General features: G+C 35.6%; 18 protein-coding genes. 1 reads left to right on the forward strand and 17 read right to left on the reverse strand.

Annotated elements, in window-relative coordinates; all coding sequences use genetic code 11:
- Positions 1-80: 80 nt before the first annotated feature.
- The gene (locus tag JBW_RS11385; RefSeq protein ID WP_007956471.1) at positions 81-494 is read left to right on the forward strand and encodes a DUF6173 family protein; all 414 of its coding nucleotides are present in this window, start codon (positions 81-83) and stop codon (positions 492-494) included.
- 9 nt (positions 495-503) lie between these two features.
- Here JBW_RS11385 and JBW_RS11390 read toward each other — a convergent pair whose 3' ends face one another.
- The 17 genes from JBW_RS11390 to JBW_RS11470 form a co-directional block, all read right to left on the reverse strand.
- Complete coding sequence (locus tag JBW_RS11390) at positions 504-1328, reverse strand: Asp23/Gls24 family envelope stress response protein (RefSeq protein WP_007956469.1); 825 nt, start codon at positions 1326-1328, stop codon at positions 504-506.
- Positions 1329-1538: 210 nt separating this feature from the next.
- Positions 1539-2378, reverse strand: a complete 840-nt coding sequence (locus JBW_RS11395) for a PHP domain-containing protein (protein ID WP_007956467.1) — start codon at positions 2376-2378, stop codon at positions 1539-1541.
- Entirely contained in the window at positions 2375-3874 is a 1500-nt protein-coding gene (locus JBW_RS11400; protein WP_007956465.1) for a leucyl aminopeptidase, read from the reverse strand. The genes JBW_RS11395 and JBW_RS11400 overlap by 4 nt, the downstream gene beginning before the upstream one ends.
- A gap of 106 nt (positions 3875-3980) precedes the next feature.
- A complete protein-coding gene (locus JBW_RS11405) occupies positions 3981-4241 on the reverse strand; it encodes a stage V sporulation protein S (protein WP_007934279.1) in 261 nt (86 codons plus the stop codon).
- 108 nt (positions 4242-4349) lie between these two features.
- Complete coding sequence (locus JBW_RS11410; RefSeq protein ID WP_007956463.1) at positions 4350-5135, reverse strand: TIGR00282 family metallophosphoesterase; 786 nt, start codon at positions 5133-5135, stop codon at positions 4350-4352.
- Positions 5136-5177: 42 nt separating this feature from the next.
- On the reverse strand, positions 5178-5714 hold the full coding sequence (locus tag JBW_RS11415) for a hypothetical protein (protein ID WP_235334197.1): 537 nt from the start codon (positions 5712-5714) through the stop codon (positions 5178-5180).
- Between the two features lie 123 nt (positions 5715-5837).
- Positions 5838-7361: a ribonuclease Y gene (gene rny / locus JBW_RS11420; protein WP_071524645.1), complete on the reverse strand. Its 1524-nt coding sequence runs from the start codon at positions 7359-7361 to the stop codon at positions 5838-5840.
- Between the two features lie 318 nt (positions 7362-7679).
- Positions 7680-8135 carry a regulatory protein RecX gene (locus tag JBW_RS11425; protein ID WP_007956459.1) on the reverse strand — a complete coding sequence of 152 codons (456 nt, stop codon included), beginning with the start codon at positions 8133-8135 and terminating at the stop codon, positions 7680-7682.
- Positions 8128-9180, reverse strand: coding sequence for a recombinase RecA (gene recA, locus JBW_RS11430; RefSeq protein WP_007956458.1), 1053 nt, complete (start codon positions 9178-9180; stop codon positions 8128-8130). Before recA ends, JBW_RS11425 begins: the two co-directional genes overlap by 8 nt.
- A gap of 263 nt (positions 9181-9443) precedes the next feature.
- On the reverse strand, positions 9444-11024 hold the full coding sequence (locus JBW_RS11435; RefSeq protein WP_007956452.1) for a DEAD/DEAH box helicase: 1581 nt from the start codon (positions 11022-11024) through the stop codon (positions 9444-9446).
- A gap of 27 nt (positions 11025-11051) precedes the next feature.
- Positions 11052-12293 carry a competence/damage-inducible protein A gene (locus tag JBW_RS11440; protein WP_007956450.1) on the reverse strand — a complete coding sequence of 414 codons (1242 nt, stop codon included), beginning with the start codon at positions 12291-12293 and terminating at the stop codon, positions 11052-11054.
- Positions 12294-12378: 85 nt separating this feature from the next.
- On the reverse strand, positions 12379-13713 hold the full coding sequence (gene rimO / locus JBW_RS11445; protein WP_007956448.1) for a 30S ribosomal protein S12 methylthiotransferase RimO: 1335 nt from the start codon (positions 13711-13713) through the stop codon (positions 12379-12381).
- A gap of 30 nt (positions 13714-13743) precedes the next feature.
- On the reverse strand, positions 13744-14781 hold the full coding sequence (locus tag JBW_RS11450) for an extracellular solute-binding protein (protein WP_007956443.1): 1038 nt from the start codon (positions 14779-14781) through the stop codon (positions 13744-13746).
- A gap of 226 nt (positions 14782-15007) precedes the next feature.
- Positions 15008-16927 (reverse strand): YgiQ family radical SAM protein, encoded by a 1920-nt coding sequence (locus JBW_RS11455; RefSeq protein ID WP_036680983.1) that lies wholly within the window; start codon positions 16925-16927, stop codon positions 15008-15010.
- 191 nt (positions 16928-17118) lie between these two features.
- Entirely contained in the window at positions 17119-17859 is a 741-nt protein-coding gene (locus JBW_RS11460; RefSeq protein ID WP_007956441.1) for a helix-turn-helix domain-containing protein, read from the reverse strand.
- Positions 17860-18202: 343 nt separating this feature from the next.
- Positions 18203-18430: a YlzJ-like family protein gene (locus JBW_RS11465; RefSeq protein ID WP_007956440.1), complete on the reverse strand. Its 228-nt coding sequence runs from the start codon at positions 18428-18430 to the stop codon at positions 18203-18205.
- Entirely contained in the window at positions 18427-19200 is a 774-nt protein-coding gene (locus JBW_RS11470) for a ClpP family protease (protein ID WP_007956439.1), read from the reverse strand. Before JBW_RS11470 ends, JBW_RS11465 begins: the two co-directional genes overlap by 4 nt.
- Positions 19201-19257 lie beyond the last annotated feature (57 nt).

Consider the following 19257-nt stretch of genomic DNA (forward strand, 5'->3'; position numbering starts at 1 on the left):
AAACATTCTTATTTTTTTATATTTGATAGCATGTTGGAGTTATGTGATCCATATAATGATTAAGGGGGTGGTACAATAAAATGAATCCTTCAGAAAGAAATGTTAGCGAAGATGTAATAAAAGAGGGAGAAAGCTTGGAACTCGCTAGTGATTTTTTTAAACAACTAAGTCACTATATGGATGAGTTTGATAAAGGGCTTAACCAGGAACATGAAGTTGGCATTAAGCTAGTAAGCTTTGGTCAAACGGTGCAATTTACAGTACATAATATTGGCTATTTTAACCCAAAATTGATTTGTTTTTATGGTGAAACGCCAGATGGATCTGCCATTCAATTAGTTCAACATGTCAATCAAATTAGTTTCTTACTCACCGCCGTACAACGTAAAAATCCAGAAGAGCCAAAGCGTCCAATTGGTTTTTGTTCGGAGTTATTCCGCAATCAAGAAGGTTATCCAGCTTACTTTTTTCCCAGAATAAAAGGCGAGAGATGAAAATGACTTTTATTCTAAACTAAGCCGTTTGACAGAAACATTTACTTCTTTTACTAATAATCCAGTCATATGCTCTACCATGCTCTTAATGCGTTTTTGAGCTTCGTGTGCAACGGTCTTGAGAGAATTACCGTATCGGACAGTAATATCTAGTTGAATCGAAATTCCCGTTTCTTTGTCGTGAGAGTTTTTGATATTGATTTGACCTGTGGTGGGAATTTCCGGATCAATTGTAGCCACATATCCGACAATTGTAGCTATTGCAGCATCTGAGATGAGCAACTTTCCATAATAACTAAAGGTTGGGCGTACAATTGATTTTTCACCAATTTTATGCCTTCGTTTTTTAGGTTTCTTAAAAAAAATTTCTAATGGATCAATCAGATATCCTGAAAAATGTGGTTTTAGCTCAATCGTTGGTACAGGGATTATATGCTTGCCTTCTTTTAATCTACTTTCTCTGGCCTTAGCAATTTCCGCGGCTGTAGCAATATCTTCGATCATAATAATTTGTTGTATTTCTGGTAATTCTAATACATGAACAATTTTTTCTACCATATTTACTGAAGTGCCTAATACTAAAATACGGGTTGGTTTCACCTTTTGGATAGCTTCCCTAACTTCTTGAGCATGATCGGCTTCCATGAAAATTGCTCGTTTTACGGCCATTATTTTACTAGCTTCTTTTTTGGCAGAATGACCGGCGATAATTTTACTATCTTTAATTAGTAAACCATCATCAATAATTGTATCAATATGATGTTCATGTGCTACAATTAATGCTCGGTGACTTTTTCCAGTTCCGCTTGGCCCCACTAATGCGATGATATCCATCGGGCAGCCTCCTACTTTTTATATTATATATTGATACAAGGGTTCATAAATAAAAATAAACATCTTTCGAGATGTTGTCAAGAAAAAATATTTTGCAATATTATTTTGAAGATAATTTATTCTTTTACATCATAATAACGAAGATAAATAAATGCGGGATATTCCTAGTCACCCTATCTTGTGACTAGGAATATTTTTTTACAATTCGAGTCAGTATACGCGATTTTTTACTTTGTACTCACTTAGTTTCTTAGCTAAATTTGCGGGGATTGTAAACAAGCCTAATTTAGGGGGAAATCGAGTAGGGATGGCGTGAAAATCTGATCCACCCGTGACCAATAATTGATATTGTTTTGCCATATCTAAGTATTTCTGAGTTTGTACTTGATCGTGGGTAGGATGGTAAACCTCTAGACCTAAAAGACCATGATGAATTAATTCTAGAATAATAGTATCGTTACCAACTAAGCCAGGATGGGCCAAGACTGGAATGCCACCAGCTCTTTTTATTAAAGTGATGACTTGTAATGGTGTTAGCTTATAATGGGGTACATAAGCAGATCCATTCTTATCCAGCAAGGTAGTAAAGACTTCAGATACTGTAGAAAAATACCCCTTTTCTATTAATGCTCTAGCAATATGTGGTCTACCGATAGAGGTAGCATGCTCTGCTAGTTCTAATACACGTAAATAATCAATCGTATAACCTAATTGCTTAAGTTTATTAATGATTTGCTTGGTACGTTCATGACGATGAGCAACTAAAATATCTAATTGCTTGCGCAGCTCTACATTATAAATATCAATATGATATCCTAGAATATGAACTTCATTTTCGGGCAAATCGGTGCTGAATTCAATTCCGGGAATTAGGGAAATCGTATTAATCTTATCTTTAGACCCTTCGTAGAGCTCTAGTAAGCCATTTACAGTATCATGATCAGTAATGGCAATGTAAGATAGTCTAGCATCAATAGCATATTTTAAAATGTTTTCGGGGGTAAATCGTCCATCAGAAGCTGTAGTATGAATATGTAAATCAGCTGTCATAATTGGCTCATATTCTGTGCTAATTGTATTAAGGTTCTTGTTCCTACGCCAGTACCACCTTTAAGGTTGTAGCCATCTTCTTTCTCGATATTTGCGGTACCGGCAATATCAATATGTACCCATGGCTTATTTTCAACGAATTCTTCAATAAATAGACCAGCGGTAATGGCTCCCGCCATACGACCGCCAGAATTCTTCAGATCAGCAATATTGCTTTGTATATCCTTTTTATATTCACTGAAATTTGGAAGTTCCCACATTTTTTCTCCCGTATCAGCTGCTGCCTGTAGAACTTGCCGACAGAAATTAACATCATTCGTTATGAGTCCAGAGGTCACGCTCCCTAAGGCCACCACGCAAGCACCGGTTAACGTTGCTATATCAATGATTTGAGTAGCTCCCAGTTTATTCGCATAGGTAATAGCATCAGCGAGAATTAGTCTTCCTTCAGCATCTGTAGAAATAATTTCGATGGTTTTACCACTCATCGAACAAATCACGTCCCCGGGTTTATAAGCCTGACCTGAGGGCATATTTTCAACACAAGGAATAATACCTAGAATATTGACTTTCGGTTTTAACTGCCCAATGGCAGCCATTGCTCCTAAGACTGCAGCTCCTCCAGCCATATCATCTTTCATTTCCCCCATATTTAAACTTGGCTTTATGGAGATTCCACCACTATCAAAAGTAACACCTTTTCCCACAAATGCTGTAAGATGCTTGCTATTGGTGTCTCCCATATATTTTAAGATAATCAATTTAGGTAGCTGGATACTACCTTGGGAGACAGATAGTAATGCGTGCATTTTCTCACAAATCATATCTTCTTTTTCTAATATTAATAATTCAAGATTATTTTCTTGAGCGATCTCTTTTGCATGTAATGCCATTTTTCTTGGCGTCATGTATTGAGATGGATGATTTACTAAATCACGGGCAAGGTTGACGCTTGGTCCTATAATTGATGCAATATGAATACCTTTATGTAGTAATGCTGTATTATTTTGATTATTTTCAATCAGAAATAGATCTTTAAGAGGCACATCAGTGTTTTTTGTTTTATAATAATTAAATTGATAAGATCCTAGCAACGCACCTTCTACGATGGCTTGTGCAATTGTTTGAAGATCATTTGTACGTGTGAGTAAATCAGAAGGAATAAAAGCAATTGATAAAGAATGAATCTTTTTTGCTGCACGTATAGCAATTGCTGCTGATGAGCGAATTTTATCAGTTGTTAAATCTTCTTTATCCCCCATGCCCACTAGCATGATATGTTTAGCCTCAATTACTCCTAAAGTATAGATAATAGTAATTTCTCCAAATTCGCTACAATTAGGCTGAGCTAAAATTATTGAACTAAGATAACCTGATAACGCTTGATCAAGTATATTCACAATTGGAGTTGTTTCTTTTGTATTTTTGTATAAGCTAACAATTAAAGTATTACATGATGTTTGAACGATTGACTTATCTGTTACAGCTATTTTCATCGTTAGGCTCCTTTATCTTATCATAATAAATATAAGTGTATCATATGTTATTATTATACCCAAATAAAATAGCTAAAACCTGCTCTAAAGAACAGGTTTTAATTATTTATCTTGGTTGGACTATTAGCTTCATCGCGGTTCGTTCTTCACCATCAATTAAAATATCTGTAAAGGCAGGGATGCAAATAAGATCAACACCATGTGGTGCTACAAATCCTCTTGCAATTGCTACTGCTTTTACTGCCTGGTTAAGTGCTCCTGCACCGATGGCTTGCATTTCAGCGCCACCACGCTCTCTTAGCACTCCGGCCAATGCACCTGCTACAGAATTCGGGTTAGATTTTGCTGATACTTTCAAGACTTCCATGTTTTTTAGTACCCTCCTTTAAGTTAGAAAAGCAAATGATAAAGTCCTTATTATATCAGTATTCGTTGCTAACCCAAAAAATTCCTTTTTTATCTAAAATAAATAATTTTAAAATTTTAAATTTTCTTGTATTCGAATAATCTCATTAATTTTATTAGTAGAAGGGTCAATTTTAATAATTACCGCACAGAAGATTGTCTCGCTACCAGATGCTACAGTAAATTTAGTTGGTAAGCCCGTTAAGAATTTTTGTATTACAGGTTCTTTATCAACACCTAAAATCGAATTCCAGCTTCCTACCATACCAATGTCTGAAATAAAAGCGGTTCCCTCTGGTAAGATGCGTTCATCTGCAGTTTGGATATGTGTATGCGTTCCTACAATGCATGATACTTGACCATCTAAATAATATCCTAAAGCTAATTTTTCGGAAGTGGCCTCAGCATGAAAATCGATAATAATAATTTCGCATCGATCTTTAATTTCGGATAGAATCTGATCAGCGGTGCGAAATGGACAATCGATAGGAGGCATAAACACTCTACCTAAAAGATTAATGACAGCAATCTTGTAATTGTTCATAGAAAGAATATGATAACCTTTGCCCGGTGTGCCTGGGGGATAATTTGCAGGACGAATTAATCGCTTTTCAGTATCAATAAAATTGAAGACTTCTTTTTTATCCCAAACATGATTACCAGTTGTAATGCAATCAATACCCAGTTCTAATAATTCTTCTAAGACATGCGCTGTAATTCCTACACCACCAGCTGAATTCTCACCATTAGCAATAATTAAGTCGAGGTTATATTTCTTTTTTAATAGAGGAATATAATGAGCTGCTGTACGTCTACCAGGTTGACCACAAATATCACCGATCATCATAACATTCAATTTGTTTACCCTCCCTATGAGAAACAGATTATGCTGTTGTGGCTATTTGTTAAAGACCAAAACCCTGCCGTCTTCACGAATACCGATTAATCTATTTTCTGTATGATGTTTTTTTATATTTGTTAGCATATCTTCAATAACTTCTTCTTGAATCAGCAGATCTTCTTCTAATAAAGAGTCATTGAAGTCTGTGATGAGGTGGTTCTTGAATTTACCTCGCAATAATGCAATTAACAAAGCAATTTCACCTTTAGAGATAGTATGTACATCTCTGAAGATGCTTAACATGGCAACTTGATCATAAGTATCTAATTGTACATCAAAAGTGCTTAAGGATACATCTTCTAATGTAGTATAGGCAATTAGACTATTTAATAATAAGTTTTTAATATTGGAGAAATCGAGGTTTGATGGTATAGTAGACAACAAAAATGTTAGCTTTAGAGAATTACTTTGTGGATCAAAACCAATTCTTCCAATTTCAGGGTAACGAACAAGAATAGAAATCAATAAATTGACACCATCAGAAACTTGCTCATCATATTGTTTGTATTTAGGCATAAAAAAATCACCGTCCAATAGTATGATAAAAATGTTAGTATGATCTATGTTATTCTCTAAGGATGACGAGAACTCCTTTTTTAAATATATGGAAGAATATAAAAACGACCTTAACTAAGGTCGTTTTTATATTCTTCATATTTATTTCGCGTAATCAACAGCACGTGTTTCGCGAATTACAGTTACTTTTATTTGTCCTGGATACTCAAGATCATTTTCAATTTTTTTGACAATATCTCTTGATAATCTAACAGATGCTAGATCATCAATTTTATCTGGTTTAACCATAATACGAATTTCACGACCGGCTTGAATAGCAAATGATTTTTCTACGCCTTCGAAAGATTCTGCTATTTCTTCTAATCGTGTTAATCGTTTTAGGTAACTTTCAAGACTTTCACGACGAGCACCAGGTCTAGCTGCAGAAATAGCATCAGCAGCAGCAACTAATACTGCCTGTACTGTGATTGGTTCTTCATCACCATGATGAGCACCAATCGCATTCACCACTTCAGGTGATTCACGATACTTTTTTGCTAAAGTCATGCCTAATTCAACATGGGATCCTTCCATCTCATGATTGACTGCTTTACCAAGATCGTGTAAAAGACCTGCTCGTTTTGCTAGCATCACATCTACACCTAACTCAGCAGCCATGACGCCCGCTAAATGGGCGACTTCGATAGAATGTTTAAGTACATTTTGCCCATAACTGGTGCGATATTTTAAACGACCAAGAAGTTTAATAATTTCTGGATGAAGTCCATGAACGCCAGTTTCAAAGGTGGCTTGTTCGCCAGCTTCTTTAATTCGTTGCTCCACTTCTTTCTGTGCCTTCTCAACCATTTCTTCAATACGCGCGGGATGAATTCTTCCGTCAGCAATTAATTTCTCTAGAGCAATTCTAGCGACTTCTCTACGTATCGGATCAAAGCCAGACAAGATAACGGCTTCGGGAGTATCATCAATAATAAGATCAATACCAGTAAGGGTTTCTAAGGTTCTAATATTACGTCCTTCACGTCCGATAATGCGACCTTTCATCTCATCATTAGGTAATGCTACAACTGAAACAGTAGTTTCTGCAACATGATCTGCAGCACATCGCTGAATTGCTAAAGAGATGATGTTACGTGCCTTTTTGTCAGCCTCTTCTTTTGCTTGTTGTTCTAATTCTTTAATCATCATTGCTGTTTCAAGTTTAATTTCTTCTCGAGCATTCGCTAATAATAAATTACGAGCTTCTTCAGATGTTAACCCCGAAAGTCTTTCTAATTCAGCTAACTGTTTGGCATATAAAGTATTAATTATTTCTTGACTTTTATCTAATTCAGCTTCTTTATGACTGATAATCTCCTCTTTTTTCTCAAGAGAGTCAACTTTCCTGTCAAGATTTTCCTCTTTCTGCATTAAGCGTCTTTCTAAACGTTGGAGCTCAGAACGACGTTCTTTAGTTTCTCGTTCTAATTCATTCCTAAGTTTATGAATATCCTCTTTTGCTTCCACCAATGCTTCTTTTTTCTTAGCTTCACTTGAACGCTCTGCCTCAACGATTATTTTTTTCGCAGCTTCTTCAGCTGAGATTATTTTTGCTTCAGCAGTTTTTTTGCGTATCCAATAGCCTATGCCAAAGCTGAAGAACGCAACAAGTGCAGTAGTTAAAATAAATTCAAATATAATCCTTACACCTCCTTTTATTTCCGTGTTTTAAGGGTAAAGCTGAGAATCGTGAATCAGCTTTTAAAGCATTTCGCAATTACTCCCCTACAGTAACTGATTTTTATTGGATAAGTATGACAATTGCCTACACAATTGATTAATTCAATTGTAAATGTTTTTCAAAGTAGTGTCAAGTTATCCCTTATGTCTCTTAGTTGAGTTTAAAGGAAAACCAAATAACTTTGAGAATAGTTTATATCTCATGATAAGTTGTAATAAACATAAAATGATTTGGCTAATGCCAAATCATTTTATGTTTACAACTTATTTATCACAGTGATAAATAGTTTGTAAGACTTTATGAATGCTAGTCGCTGAAAAACCTCTAGAGGCTAAATAGCGATAAATCTTTTCTTTTGTAGTCGTATCGAAGCTTTTAAAACGGGCAGTAACTATTTTAAGCGCGGATTTCCACTCTTCAATATCATCGAAATCCTTTGCCATTTCAGATAAAATTGCATCTGGTAAACCACGTAGCTTTAATTTGTAAAGAATCTGCTTGGTACTATATTTATTTGTTTCTAAGTATTTATGAAATAAATGATTTGCAAGTTTAATATCATTGATGTAACCATACTCTTTTAGACGGCCAAGAACCTTTTCAATGGCATCGCAGTTATAATCCTTATATTCTAATTTCTGCTGTAGTTCTTTTTCACTATAGGAACGGCGAGTTACTAAGTGTAATGAGTATTGCCAGATATCATTATGATTATTCAAGGGATGAATCATCCAAAGGGTCGGCCACAACCGCTTGTACTTTGCCGACCAATAGCAATTCTCGAATCTTCTTGTCGATTTCATCTGCAATGTCGGGATTTTGTTTAAAGAATTCCTTTACATTCTCTCGTCCTTGTCCAAGGCGAGTATCTTTATAGGAATACCATGCTCCACTTTTATTGATAACTTCAAATGAAGTTCCAATATCGACTAAACATCCTTCGTGGGAGATTCCTTCACCATACATAATATCAAACTCAGCTTGCTTAAATGGTGGAGCAACTTTATTTTTAACAACCTTTACTTTAGTACGGTTACCGATAATATCATTACCTTGTTTAAGACTCTCAGCTCTTCTTACCTCTAGCCTTATTGTAGAATAGAATTTTAGAGCACGTCCGCCAGTAGTTGTTTCTGGGTTACCAAACATAACGCCTACTTTTTCACGAATTTGATTAATAAACACAACGATTGTACGTGATTTACTAATAATACCGGTTAATTTACGTAATGCTTGTGACATCAGCCGTGCATGTAAACCCACATGAGAATCACCCATTTCGCCATCAATTTCCGCTTTGGGTACTAAAGCGGCAACTGAATCAATTATGATCATGTCAATCGCATTACTTCTTACTAGAGCTTCACAGATTTCTAAAGCTTGTTCACCATTATCCGGCTGTGAGATGAGCAAATTATCAATATCAACACCAAGATTTTTAGCATATCCAGGGTCTAGGGCATGCTCAGCATCAATAAATGCTGCTAATCCACCAGACTTTTGGGTTTCGGCTATCATATGCAAGGCAACGGTTGTTTTACCAGATGATTCAGGGCCGTATACTTCTATCATTCTACCTCTAGGTACGCCGCCAATGCCAAGGGCAATATCAAGTGGTAATGCACCTGTTGGAATAACTTCGACATTCATCCTGGCAGCAGCTTCACCCAATTTCATAATAGAGCCTTTGCCAAAATCTTTTTCAATTTTGCGTACAGCACTTTCTAATGCTTGTAATTTATCTGATGTTGTTGATTTCTCCATGTATTTATCATCCCCCTTATAAATATCATTGTACAAACATTTGTTCGCAATGTCAATAGTCATAAATTTATGATGGATTACCTTCTAAGTTAAGGAAGATTAGCATTAATAATTGTCTGCAGGTTAAATGCAAAATAACTAGCGTAAAAGAATTTAGATGAAAACAGACGAATATATAAAGAAATGCATAATAAAAGAGGACTATGCAGTCCTCTTTTATTACGTTTTAAAAAGCTAGATTTTACGAATAAATTGTAGCTTGATTATCTGCTTTTAGCAGGCTCAACATTAATCTTATATCCTTTAATCGAGCTTTTATGTAGTACGGCGATAACACGCTCTGCTACATCCATTGGTACTTCTACAAAAGTAAATTTTTCATAAATATTGATTACACCAATTGTATTTCCAGAGATGTCGGCTCCCTCTGCTATCGTGCGTACAATATCTTCAGGGCGAATTTTCTGTGCTCTACCAGCATTAATAAACAAACGTACCATACCTGCTTCAGCGCCAGTGTTAGTAAAGTCAGGTTTTTCTTCTTCAACGATAAACTTTTCTTTAAATCCTTCTTGCGCAAGTTTTAAAGCAGCAGCAGCAATCTCTATTGGGTCATAATCAGCGGCTAAATCCACAATAATGTCCTGATAGACTTCAAACTTTCCCTGTTCAATTGTTTGCACTAAACGATTCTTAATGATTTCCCGTTGACGATCTAAAATGTCAGCAGCTGAAGGTAGTTGCTTGCGTACAATACGTGATTTAGTTAGTTTCTCAATCAGTTTAAGTTGGCGGTATTCACGAGGATTAATAAAGGTGATTGCCACACCTTTTTTACCAGCACGTCCTGTACGTCCAATGCGATGTACATATGCTTCATTATCTTGAGGAATATCGTAATTGAAGACATGTGTGATATCATCAATATCTATACCGCGAGCAGCAACATCTGTGGCTATTAATAATTCAAGTTTTCCATCACGGAATTTTTTCATAACTCTATCACGTTGTGCTTGACTTAGATCACCGTGTAAACCATCAGCCATATAGCCGCGTCCTTGTAGTGATACAACCAAGTCATCTACACCTCTTTTAGTACGGCAAAAGATAATCGATTTACCTGTTGTCTCTACATCTAAAACGCGACATAATGCTTCTAATTTTTCTCGTGTTTCATAATAAATTTGGTCAATAAGAGGTACTGTAAGCTGCTCTCTATTGATAGAAATCGTTTTGGGATTATTCATATATTTTCTTGCTAAAGTAGCAATTGGTCCTGGCATAGTAGCAGAAAATAAGAGTGTTTGTCTTCCTTCAACAGGAACTTCTTGCATAATGGTTTCAATATCTTCAACAAAGCCCATATCAAGCATTTCATCAGCTTCGTCAAGAATAAGTGTTTTTACAGCGTCAAGTTTTATTGTTTTCCGGCGAATGTGATCTAAAAGTCTACCTGGAGTACCAATTACAACATGTACGCCCATACGTAGAGCCTTAATTTGTCGGTCAATTGGTTGTCCACCATAAATAGGTAAGGTTTTTATTCTTTTGAACTTACCTATCTTTGCCAGCTCTTCTGATACTTGAATTGCAAGTTCACGAGTTGGAGTAAGCACCAATACTTGTATTTGACGACTATCAGCAATTTTTTCTATAGCAGGTATACCAAATGCAGCGGTTTTACCTGTACCTGTTTGTGCCTGTCCAATAACGTCGTGACCTTCAAGTACAAGAGGAATGGTTTGGTTTTGAATCGGTGAGGGTTCTTCAAAACCCATTTCAGCAATTGCTGAAAGTAGTTTTTTGCTTAATGGAATAGTACCAAATAATTGAGTATCGTTCAATGTATAGCCCCCTAGTTTTTATTTATATTATAACGATAATGTATACTGTCTTAGCATATGTAAAGCGGCTTGTGATATACGATATTTAATGTCAGTACGCTGACCATTAAATGTATGATGTTGGCATTGTATACCAGCAGGACCATCAATTGCAATAAATACCGTACCAACAGGTTTTGTTGGAGTAGCGCCAGTTGGGCCAGCTATGCCGGTAATCCCTAATCCAATACTAGCAGCAAATTTTTTACGAATGCCAGCAGCCATAAGACATGCTGTCTCTTGGCTCACCGCACCAAGTTCAGTAATAATTTGCGGTGTTACATCAACAAAATCAGTTTTAATTCGATTGGTGTAACAAACTATAGAACCTATAAGGTAATCTGAACTACCAGAAATGTCGGTAATGCGACTGGTAACCAGTCCGCCTGTACATGATTCGGCTAATGCAACAGTTAACTGTTTCTTAGTTAAAATTTCCCCAATATTTGCTTCGAGAGTATCATTATCTAGACCCCAAATGTAATCGGCAATGTTTTGCCTAAGTTGTTTTTCTAATTTATCAATTAATTTTTGGGCTTCATTTTTGCTAGCGCCTTTAGCAGTAAGGCGAACAATAATTTCACCTTGTCTTGCCAACAATGCAATTGTTGGATTAGACTGGGATAAAATAAATCCTTTGATTTTTTCTTCTAGCGAGGATTCACCTATTCCATAAGTATGTAATACTCTAGATACAATTGCCCCTTGTGAATTAAAATGACTTTTAAGATATGGAACCACTGCTTGTTCAAACATAGATTTTAATTCGTGAGGAGGTCCAGGTAAATGAATAATTATTTTATTATTATGTTCTACGATCACACCAGGAGCTGTGCCATTTTCATTTTTTAATACAAGAGCTCCTTTAGGAATCATAGCTTGTCGCAAGTTACTTTCAGTCATAGAACGGTTACGTTTGGCAAGAAGATCTGTCATGTGAGCTACACTTTCTTCATGTAAAAATAGAGGTCTATTTAATAGGTTTGCAGTTACTTCTTTTGTAATGTCGCCCTGAGTAGGTCCTAAGCCACCAGAGGTTATAATGATATCTGATCGTTCTAACGCATTATTGAAAACCTGTGTCATGCGTACTCTGTTGTCACCAACAGTAGAATGATATAAAACATCAAATCCTAATTCATTAAGTTTTTCTGATAAAAAAGGTGCATTGGTATTTATAATCTGACCCAAAAGTAGTTCTGTACCAGTAGCCACTATTTCTACGATCATACAAAATCACTCCCTAGACATTGAATCGTGTATAGTAATTATTTTAAACAAATATTTCTAAATTATTATTCTTTAGCAGGCATCTTTATAATTTTTCTGCAACAACATCATAGGTAAATCCTTGAACAATTCTTGCTTTAATGACATCTCCTGGTTTACATTCCATTGCTTTTTCAACATAAATTTGTCCATCTACATCAGGTGCTTCACGATAGGAGCGCCCAGAGACAACAATCTCTGACTCGTTGATATTAACTTGTTCGATTAATACATCCAAAACTGTACCTTCTAATTCCTGATTAAGCTGTTCAGATATTTGACATTGCAATGTCATAAGGCTATGATAACGCTCTTGCTTAATCTCATCAGAGAGCTGTTGAGGAAGATTTGCTGCAATGGTATCGTCTTCTTGTGAATAGGTGAAGACTCCTACTCTATCAAATTTCTGTTCCATTATAAATTGTTTCAAATCTTCGAAATGTTCTTCTGTTTCACCTGGAAAACCTACAATAAAAGATGTGCGAATCGTAATACCAGGAATCCTTGCACGTAAAGTGGTTAAAAGATTTTCTATATCTTTACGACCATCTTGCCGCAACATTGCTCTTAAAATATCATCATTAGCATGCTGTAAAGGCAAGTCAATGTATTTGCAAATTTTTGATTCAGTGGCGATTAACTCAATTAGTTCATTTGAAAAATATTTAGGATAGCAATATAATAATCGTACCCACATAAGTCCATCAATTTTAACTAACTCTTTTAAAAGATCAGTCAATTTGGGTGATTTATATAAATCACGCCCATAGCTAGTTGTATCTTGTGCAATCAAATTGATTTCTTTAACACCAGTAGCTACAAGGTTTTTCACTTCAGCTATAATTGATTCCATTGTTCTGCTGCGGAAAGAACCTCTTACCTTAGGAATAACACAGTAAGAACAACAGTTACTACATCCTTCAGCAATCTTAACATAAGCGCTATAGAATGGTGTTGTGCTTATGCGTGGCATGGTTTCATCATAAAGTGTATCTGTTTCTCCTACCAATAATACACGTTTATGATCAACAAGAATATCATTGATAGCTTCAATAATGCGATGCCAAGCTCCTGTTCCAACAATGGCATCAACCTCTGGCAGTTCATCTAGCAACTCTTGTTGATAGCGCTGACCAAGGCATCCAGCCACAATTAAACATTTACAATTACCATGTTTTTTATAATCAGCCATTTGAAGAATAGTGGATATCGATTCTTCTTTTGCTGAATCGATAAAACTACATGTATTGATGATAAGAATATCAGCTTCATGGGGATTATCAGTTATTTTAATATCATTGGTGGCTAATAGTCCTAGCATAACTTCTGTGTCTACCAGATTTTTAGCACATCCCAGGCTTATAAACCCGGCTTTTAACATGAATGTTCCTCCTAGATTATAGATAAATTTTTATTTTGGAGCGAGCCGCACTGTAGTTACCCATTTATCAAGTAGTTGACTTTTTTGTTCAATTGAAAAGGTTTCTTTTTTATCCAAAAGCTTAATGTGTTTTGTGTCGTAATATTTATAAATGAGTGCTTCTGGATTTGTAGGAATCAAATAAAAACCGCTTGTATACAAAATACTGTGGGCAGCATCTTGTAGCAACCAATCCATAAATTGCTTAGCTTCTGTTTCATTTTTTGCGCCTGTAACTAATGCAGATCCAGTTAATATAAAAGAGGTACCATCTTCCGGATATAATAATGTTATAGGAAATTTGTCATTCATATAACGTATTGTTTCGCTCTGAGTCGCAATGGCAATATCTACCTCACCCATTCCAGCCATGCGTACAGGGGTAGATAGAAATTTAGCATATTGAACAATTTGGGGATGAAGCTTTTTTAGATAAGAAAATGCTTCAGACTCTCCAGTTGCAGATACTAAAGTATAAAATAAATTAGCAGAAGCTTCTGCTGCTAAGAAATCTGTTATACCAATACGATATTTACTATCTTGAGTGAGATCACTCCACTTACTCGGTACTTTAGGAAGGGTATTTAAGAAATCACGATTCGCTGCAAAAACCATAGGATCATACCAGATACCTGTCCAATAACCGTTTTCTTCCTTAAATCGTTCTGGTATAATATCTGTTTGTTCAGAAGCATATGGTTTTAGTACATTTATTTTTTGGATCTGTTCTAAAAGTGCACTGTTGGCAATTATAATGTCAGCATTAGGCGCAGCCATTTCTACTCTAATCTTTGTTAGTAAATTTGCTTCTGAAAGAGGCACAAGGTTTACACGTACTTTTTGCGTTTTTTCATATTCCTGAGCTAATATTGATAATTGCTCTATTGGCAACGTAGTATAAACATTAATACTTTTAATATTATTCTCAGGGTTTTGTTCATCAGCATAACCTTGGAGGGATGTACTCCCAGTGACTATAGTAACTAGTACAAAGAAGGAGATTAATAAAATTGGCAGATAACGACGCATATTCTACCTCCAGTACAAATTAGACCAATAATACTATACCTCTTATTGGTTCGGTATGCAAGTCAAATTTCTATAAAGTGTAAACAAAACATATTGTAATGCTATTTTAAGTCGTTTACATTTCTTCTGTCTTAGTATTATCTGAAAATAATGGACTTATGTGAGCAGGGATGAATGAAAGAAAAGTAGAAGCAGCTATAACAAATTATAGTTGCCTCTACTCGCATTACGAGCGACTCCTAGAATGTTTCTTAGCGTTATTCTTAAGCTGTGTAGTGGTTTTTTTGTGTATGTTTCTACTACTATTATTTTTACTTGTGGTAGTACTATGTTGTTTATGATTTGCATTGTGTGGTGGACGAATGAGGCACTTCGGTCCATAGCCAATAAGATCCTGACGATTAGCCTTCGTCAGTGCTTCATATACTAAATAATAATTTTTAGGATCACGGTATTGCATTAACCCTCGTTGCATTTTCTTTTCATGTATATCTTTAGCTACATACACTTTTTCATTTGTAAATGGGTTGATACCGGTATAGTAAATACAAGTAGATAAGCTGCCTGGAGTTGGAATAAAATCTTGTACTTGTTCTGGTCGATAATTCAGATCGCGGATGAACTCTGCTAATTCAATCGCTTCTTTAAGCCCAGATCCAGGATGGCTAGACATAAAGTAAGGAACTAGGTATTGTTCTTTTCCTATTCTTTCATTTACACGCTTATAAGCCTGCATGAATTTTAAATAAACACCTTTTCCTGATTTTCCCATTAAATTAGTAACTTTAGGCGAAATGTGCTCTGGTGCTACTTTAAGTTGACCACTAATATGATGCTCACATAGTTCACGTAAAAATTCTTCGTTGCTCGGATCTGCCATTAAATAATCGTAACGTAGTCCAGAACGAATAAAAACTTTTTTTACACCTGGCAAAGCTCGTAATGTGCGTAATAATGTTAAGTAATCAGTATGGTTCGTCATTAATTCTTTGCAAGGGGTTGGAGCTAAGCATTGCTTCGCTTTACAAGTACCGCGCTCAGATTGTTTTTGACAGGATTGTATGCGAAAGTTAGCAGTAGGACCACCGATATCGTGAATATAACCTTTAAAATCAGGCATAGCAATGATTATCTTAGCTTCATTTAAAATAGATTCGTGACTCCTGCTTTGAATAATACGTCCTTGATGAGAAACAATTGCACAAAATGAACACCCGCCAAAACAGCCACGATGGCTGACCAAACTAAATTTTACTTCTTGAATTGCTGGCACTCCACCAGATTTTTCGTAAATTGGATGATAGGTGCGTTGATAAGGAAGATCATAGATCTCATCCATCTCTTCTGTAGTTAGCGGCAAAGCAGGCGCATTTTGTACGATAGAAAATTCACCATGATTCTGTACAATCGTTTTACCGCGGATAGCATCCTGCTCTTGGTATTGAATTTTGAATGCCTGGCTAAAGGCTTGTTTGTTTGTATTTACATCATCGTAGCCAGGAGTTTCAATATAATTCCATAAATGTTCAATGGAATCAGTCTTATAACAAGTACCCTGTACGTTACGAATATCGGAGATCTTGAATCCTTGTTGTAATTGCTCAGCAATTTCTTTTAATTGTTTTTCACCCATACCATATATTAAAATGTCAGCTCTGCTATCAATTAAAATAGAGCGCCGTATACTATTTGACCAGTAATCATAATGAGCAAATCTCCTGAGACTTGCTTCAATGCCTCCAATAATAATCGGTATGTCTTTCCAGACTTCCCGAATTCGGTTGCAATAAACAATGGTGGCCCTGTCAGGACGGCAACCTGCTTTTCCACCAGGTGAATAATTATCTGTACTACGAAATTTTTTGGCAGCAGTAAATTTATTCAACATCGAATCCAAATTTCCAGCGGATACTAATACGCCTAAACGGGGTTTTCCCATTTTTTTAAAATCTAATGTTGAACGCCAGTCTGGTTGAGAGATAATACCCACCCGATATCCATATTTTTGCAATAAACGACAAAGAATGGCAGGTCCGAAACTGGGGTGATCTATATAAGCATCACCGCTAACAAATAAAAAATCTAGTCGATCCCATCCTCGTTTAATCATATCTTCCTTAGAAATTGGTAAAAAGTCATTTTTCATAATTATATTTCCCCTATGCATAATCATCACACACTCTAGAGAAAGAATGTATAATTGAAGAATATTCTTGTATTATTTTCAAAACGGAAAAAATAATGCATTACGTAAAATAAGAAAAGACTTGGCTCATGCCAAGCTTTCAAATTAAACAACAACGTTAGTCTTTTCTTCAGTATAGTTGTAAAATGCGTTTATCTATTGGCGGCAAATGTTTTGACAAGTACTTCACCTTTTGTTCCCAGCTTTCCCAACGATTGTCCATTATATACTATATCAATTCCACCAGCATTACCAGCTTTTATTGTAATATTTTTTTCTGCTTCCCAAGTAAGCGTTTCACCAGCTTGTGAAGTTCCCTCATAAATTATTTTATTATCAGCAGTCACTGATGTCCAGCACTGATCAGTATATTTTGCAATAATAACTACTGGTTTTATTGAAGCTGGAGTAGGAGGAATCGCTACCTGCTCTTTTATTCCTTGGCTTGGTATTACTGGAGAAGGTTGTTGCATCTGCTTGTCTATTTTAGGTTCTTGCGATGAACTTGAACTATTTTGAAGCCACCATGCACCACCAGCTACACATATTGCCACTGCACCAATTGCCAACCATTTACTAGAATTAGTTGTATTCGGCTTTTTCATTGGTTTTTCTTTTAGAGGTGCATCCATATTATTCATTTCTTCAGCTACTGTTGTAGGATTTTGAGATTGACGATATAAATCAACAATTTGTTGACCATCCAGACCTAAAAAGTTAGCATAATTACGAATAAATCCTTTTAGGTATACCTCACCTGGTATAATATCATAATTACCTTCCTCAATAGCTGTTATATATACAGTCCTTATACTGGTGGCAATTTCAATTTCTTTAACCGATAGTCCTTTTTTTTCCCGCTCACTACGCAAAATTTCACCAATTGTTTGCACTCAAGATACCTCCTTTTACTTCTCTATGTAGTTAATAAATTTAAGAATTTTAGTTTTAATTAGCTATAGACTTAGAATTTTTATGTTAGTATTCTCAGTTCCAGATTTCTCCACCTTAACAATAGATATATTTTACCATTTATATGAGTATTTTTCAAAGTTTCTTTTTATTTTGCGTAAATAGTCAAAAATAAAAAGAATTTTCGATATTAAATGATAGAATTTTGTGTTTTTATGTCAGCATAAGGTACGTTTTGTTGTATTGAATAAGAGCAGAAAAGACCGCCAAGGTTAAGGTATCTTGTAGCGGTCTTTTGTACTACGTTATTTTAAATATAAAGTTTTATAAAATGGGCTTATATGTTAAAATCTTTCCTGGTTGTATGTCTGGATGTAGGTAATCTTGGGGGTTTGTTGTTAATAAGCGGCTGACCTTACATTGAGTAGGACCTATTTTCTCGACTAGTAACGTTATGTTATTGCATTGGATTTCTTCATAAAGAGGTGGGCTATCTGGAAAGTTATTTGTACTAAAAACTAATTCTTCTGGTAATATACTCCAGAAAGTCATTGCTTCAACCCCTTAGTTTCTTTTTGTATTTTAATTAATTCATTTAGTTTTGTTTGTGCATGGGATAATCCTCCTATTTCGTTGATGATACCATACGATACAGCATCTCTACCAATGACGGATGTTCCAATATCACGAGATAGCTCCCCTGTTTTAAATAGCAGCTCTTTCCACTTTCTTTCAGAAACATTAGAATGATCTACAACAAACTTATTAACCCTATCTTGCATTTTTTCTAGATAATCAAAAGAACTAGGGGCACCGATAACCAATCCTGTAAGCCGTATGGGATGAATTGTCATAGTAGCACTTTCTACAATATAAGAATAAGTTGCAGATACGGCAATCGGCACACCAATACTATGCCCACCACCAAGTACGATAGAAACAGAAGGTTTGGACATACTAGCGATCATTTCTGCGATTGCTAATCCTGCTTCTACATCACCACCAACTGTATTTAAAAGCAGCAATAAGCCTTCAATATCAGAACTTTGTTCAATGGCTACTAGCTGGGGCATAATATGTTCATATTTAGTAGTTTTGTTTTGTGGTGGTAATATCATATGTCCTTCTACTTGTCCGATAATTGTCATGACATGTATGTTGGTTTTAGCTGTAGGAATTTCAGTAGCACCTAATTCTTGAATATTATCTACGGTGTCAGTTTTTCGAGCTGTCACCGTTTTTTTTGTGTGCTCAATTGGTGGTTTAGGGTTTTCCGGATTTATTCCAGGTGGCTCTATAGTTGGGTTATCATTTTCTAACATTGTATTACCTCCAATATAGTACTTTTTATTCTTTATAGTATTAGCTATGTATAAACT

The sequence above is a fragment of the Pelosinus fermentans JBW45 genome (genome assembly GCF_000271665.2).
In the GTDB taxonomy this organism is placed as follows: domain Bacteria; phylum Bacillota; class Negativicutes; order DSM-13327; family DSM-13327; genus Pelosinus; species Pelosinus baikalensis.

What these genes read in the sequence shown, in the direction of transcription:
- JBW_RS11465 (WP_007956440.1), bottom strand. Translation starts at nt 18,430, where the DNA reads ATGACTTTCTGGAGTATATTACCAGAAGAATTAGTTTTTAGTACAAAT.
- recA (WP_007956458.1), bottom strand. Translation starts at nt 9,180, where the DNA reads ATGGAGAAATCAACAACATCAGATAAATTACAAGCATTAGAAAGTGCT.
- JBW_RS11390 (WP_007956469.1), bottom strand. Translation starts at nt 1,328, where the DNA reads ATGGATATCATCGCATTAGTGGGGCCAAGCGGAACTGGAAAAAGTCAC.
- rimO (WP_007956448.1), bottom strand. Translation starts at nt 13,713, where the DNA reads ATGTTAAAAGCCGGGTTTATAAGCCTGGGATGTGCTAAAAATCTGGTA.
- JBW_RS11470 (WP_007956439.1), bottom strand. Translation starts at nt 19,200, where the DNA reads ATGTTAGAAAATGATAACCCAACTATAGAGCCACCTGGAATAAATCCG.
- JBW_RS11405 (WP_007934279.1), bottom strand. Translation starts at nt 4,241, where the DNA reads ATGGAAGTCTTGAAAGTATCAGCAAAATCTAACCCGAATTCTGTAGCA.
- JBW_RS11440 (WP_007956450.1), bottom strand. Translation starts at nt 12,293, where the DNA reads ATGATCGTAGAAATAGTGGCTACTGGTACAGAACTACTTTTGGGTCAG.
- JBW_RS11385 (WP_007956471.1), top strand. Translation starts at nt 81, where the DNA reads ATGAATCCTTCAGAAAGAAATGTTAGCGAAGATGTAATAAAAGAGGGA.
- JBW_RS11450 (WP_007956443.1), bottom strand. Translation starts at nt 14,781, where the DNA reads ATGCGTCGTTATCTGCCAATTTTATTAATCTCCTTCTTTGTACTAGTT.
- JBW_RS11400 (WP_007956465.1), bottom strand. Translation starts at nt 3,874, where the DNA reads ATGAAAATAGCTGTAACAGATAAGTCAATCGTTCAAACATCATGTAAT.
- JBW_RS11455 (WP_036680983.1), bottom strand. Translation starts at nt 16,927, where the DNA reads ATGAAAAATGACTTTTTACCAATTTCTAAGGAAGATATGATTAAACGA.
- JBW_RS11395 (WP_007956467.1), bottom strand. Translation starts at nt 2,378, where the DNA reads ATGACAGCTGATTTACATATTCATACTACAGCTTCTGATGGACGATTT.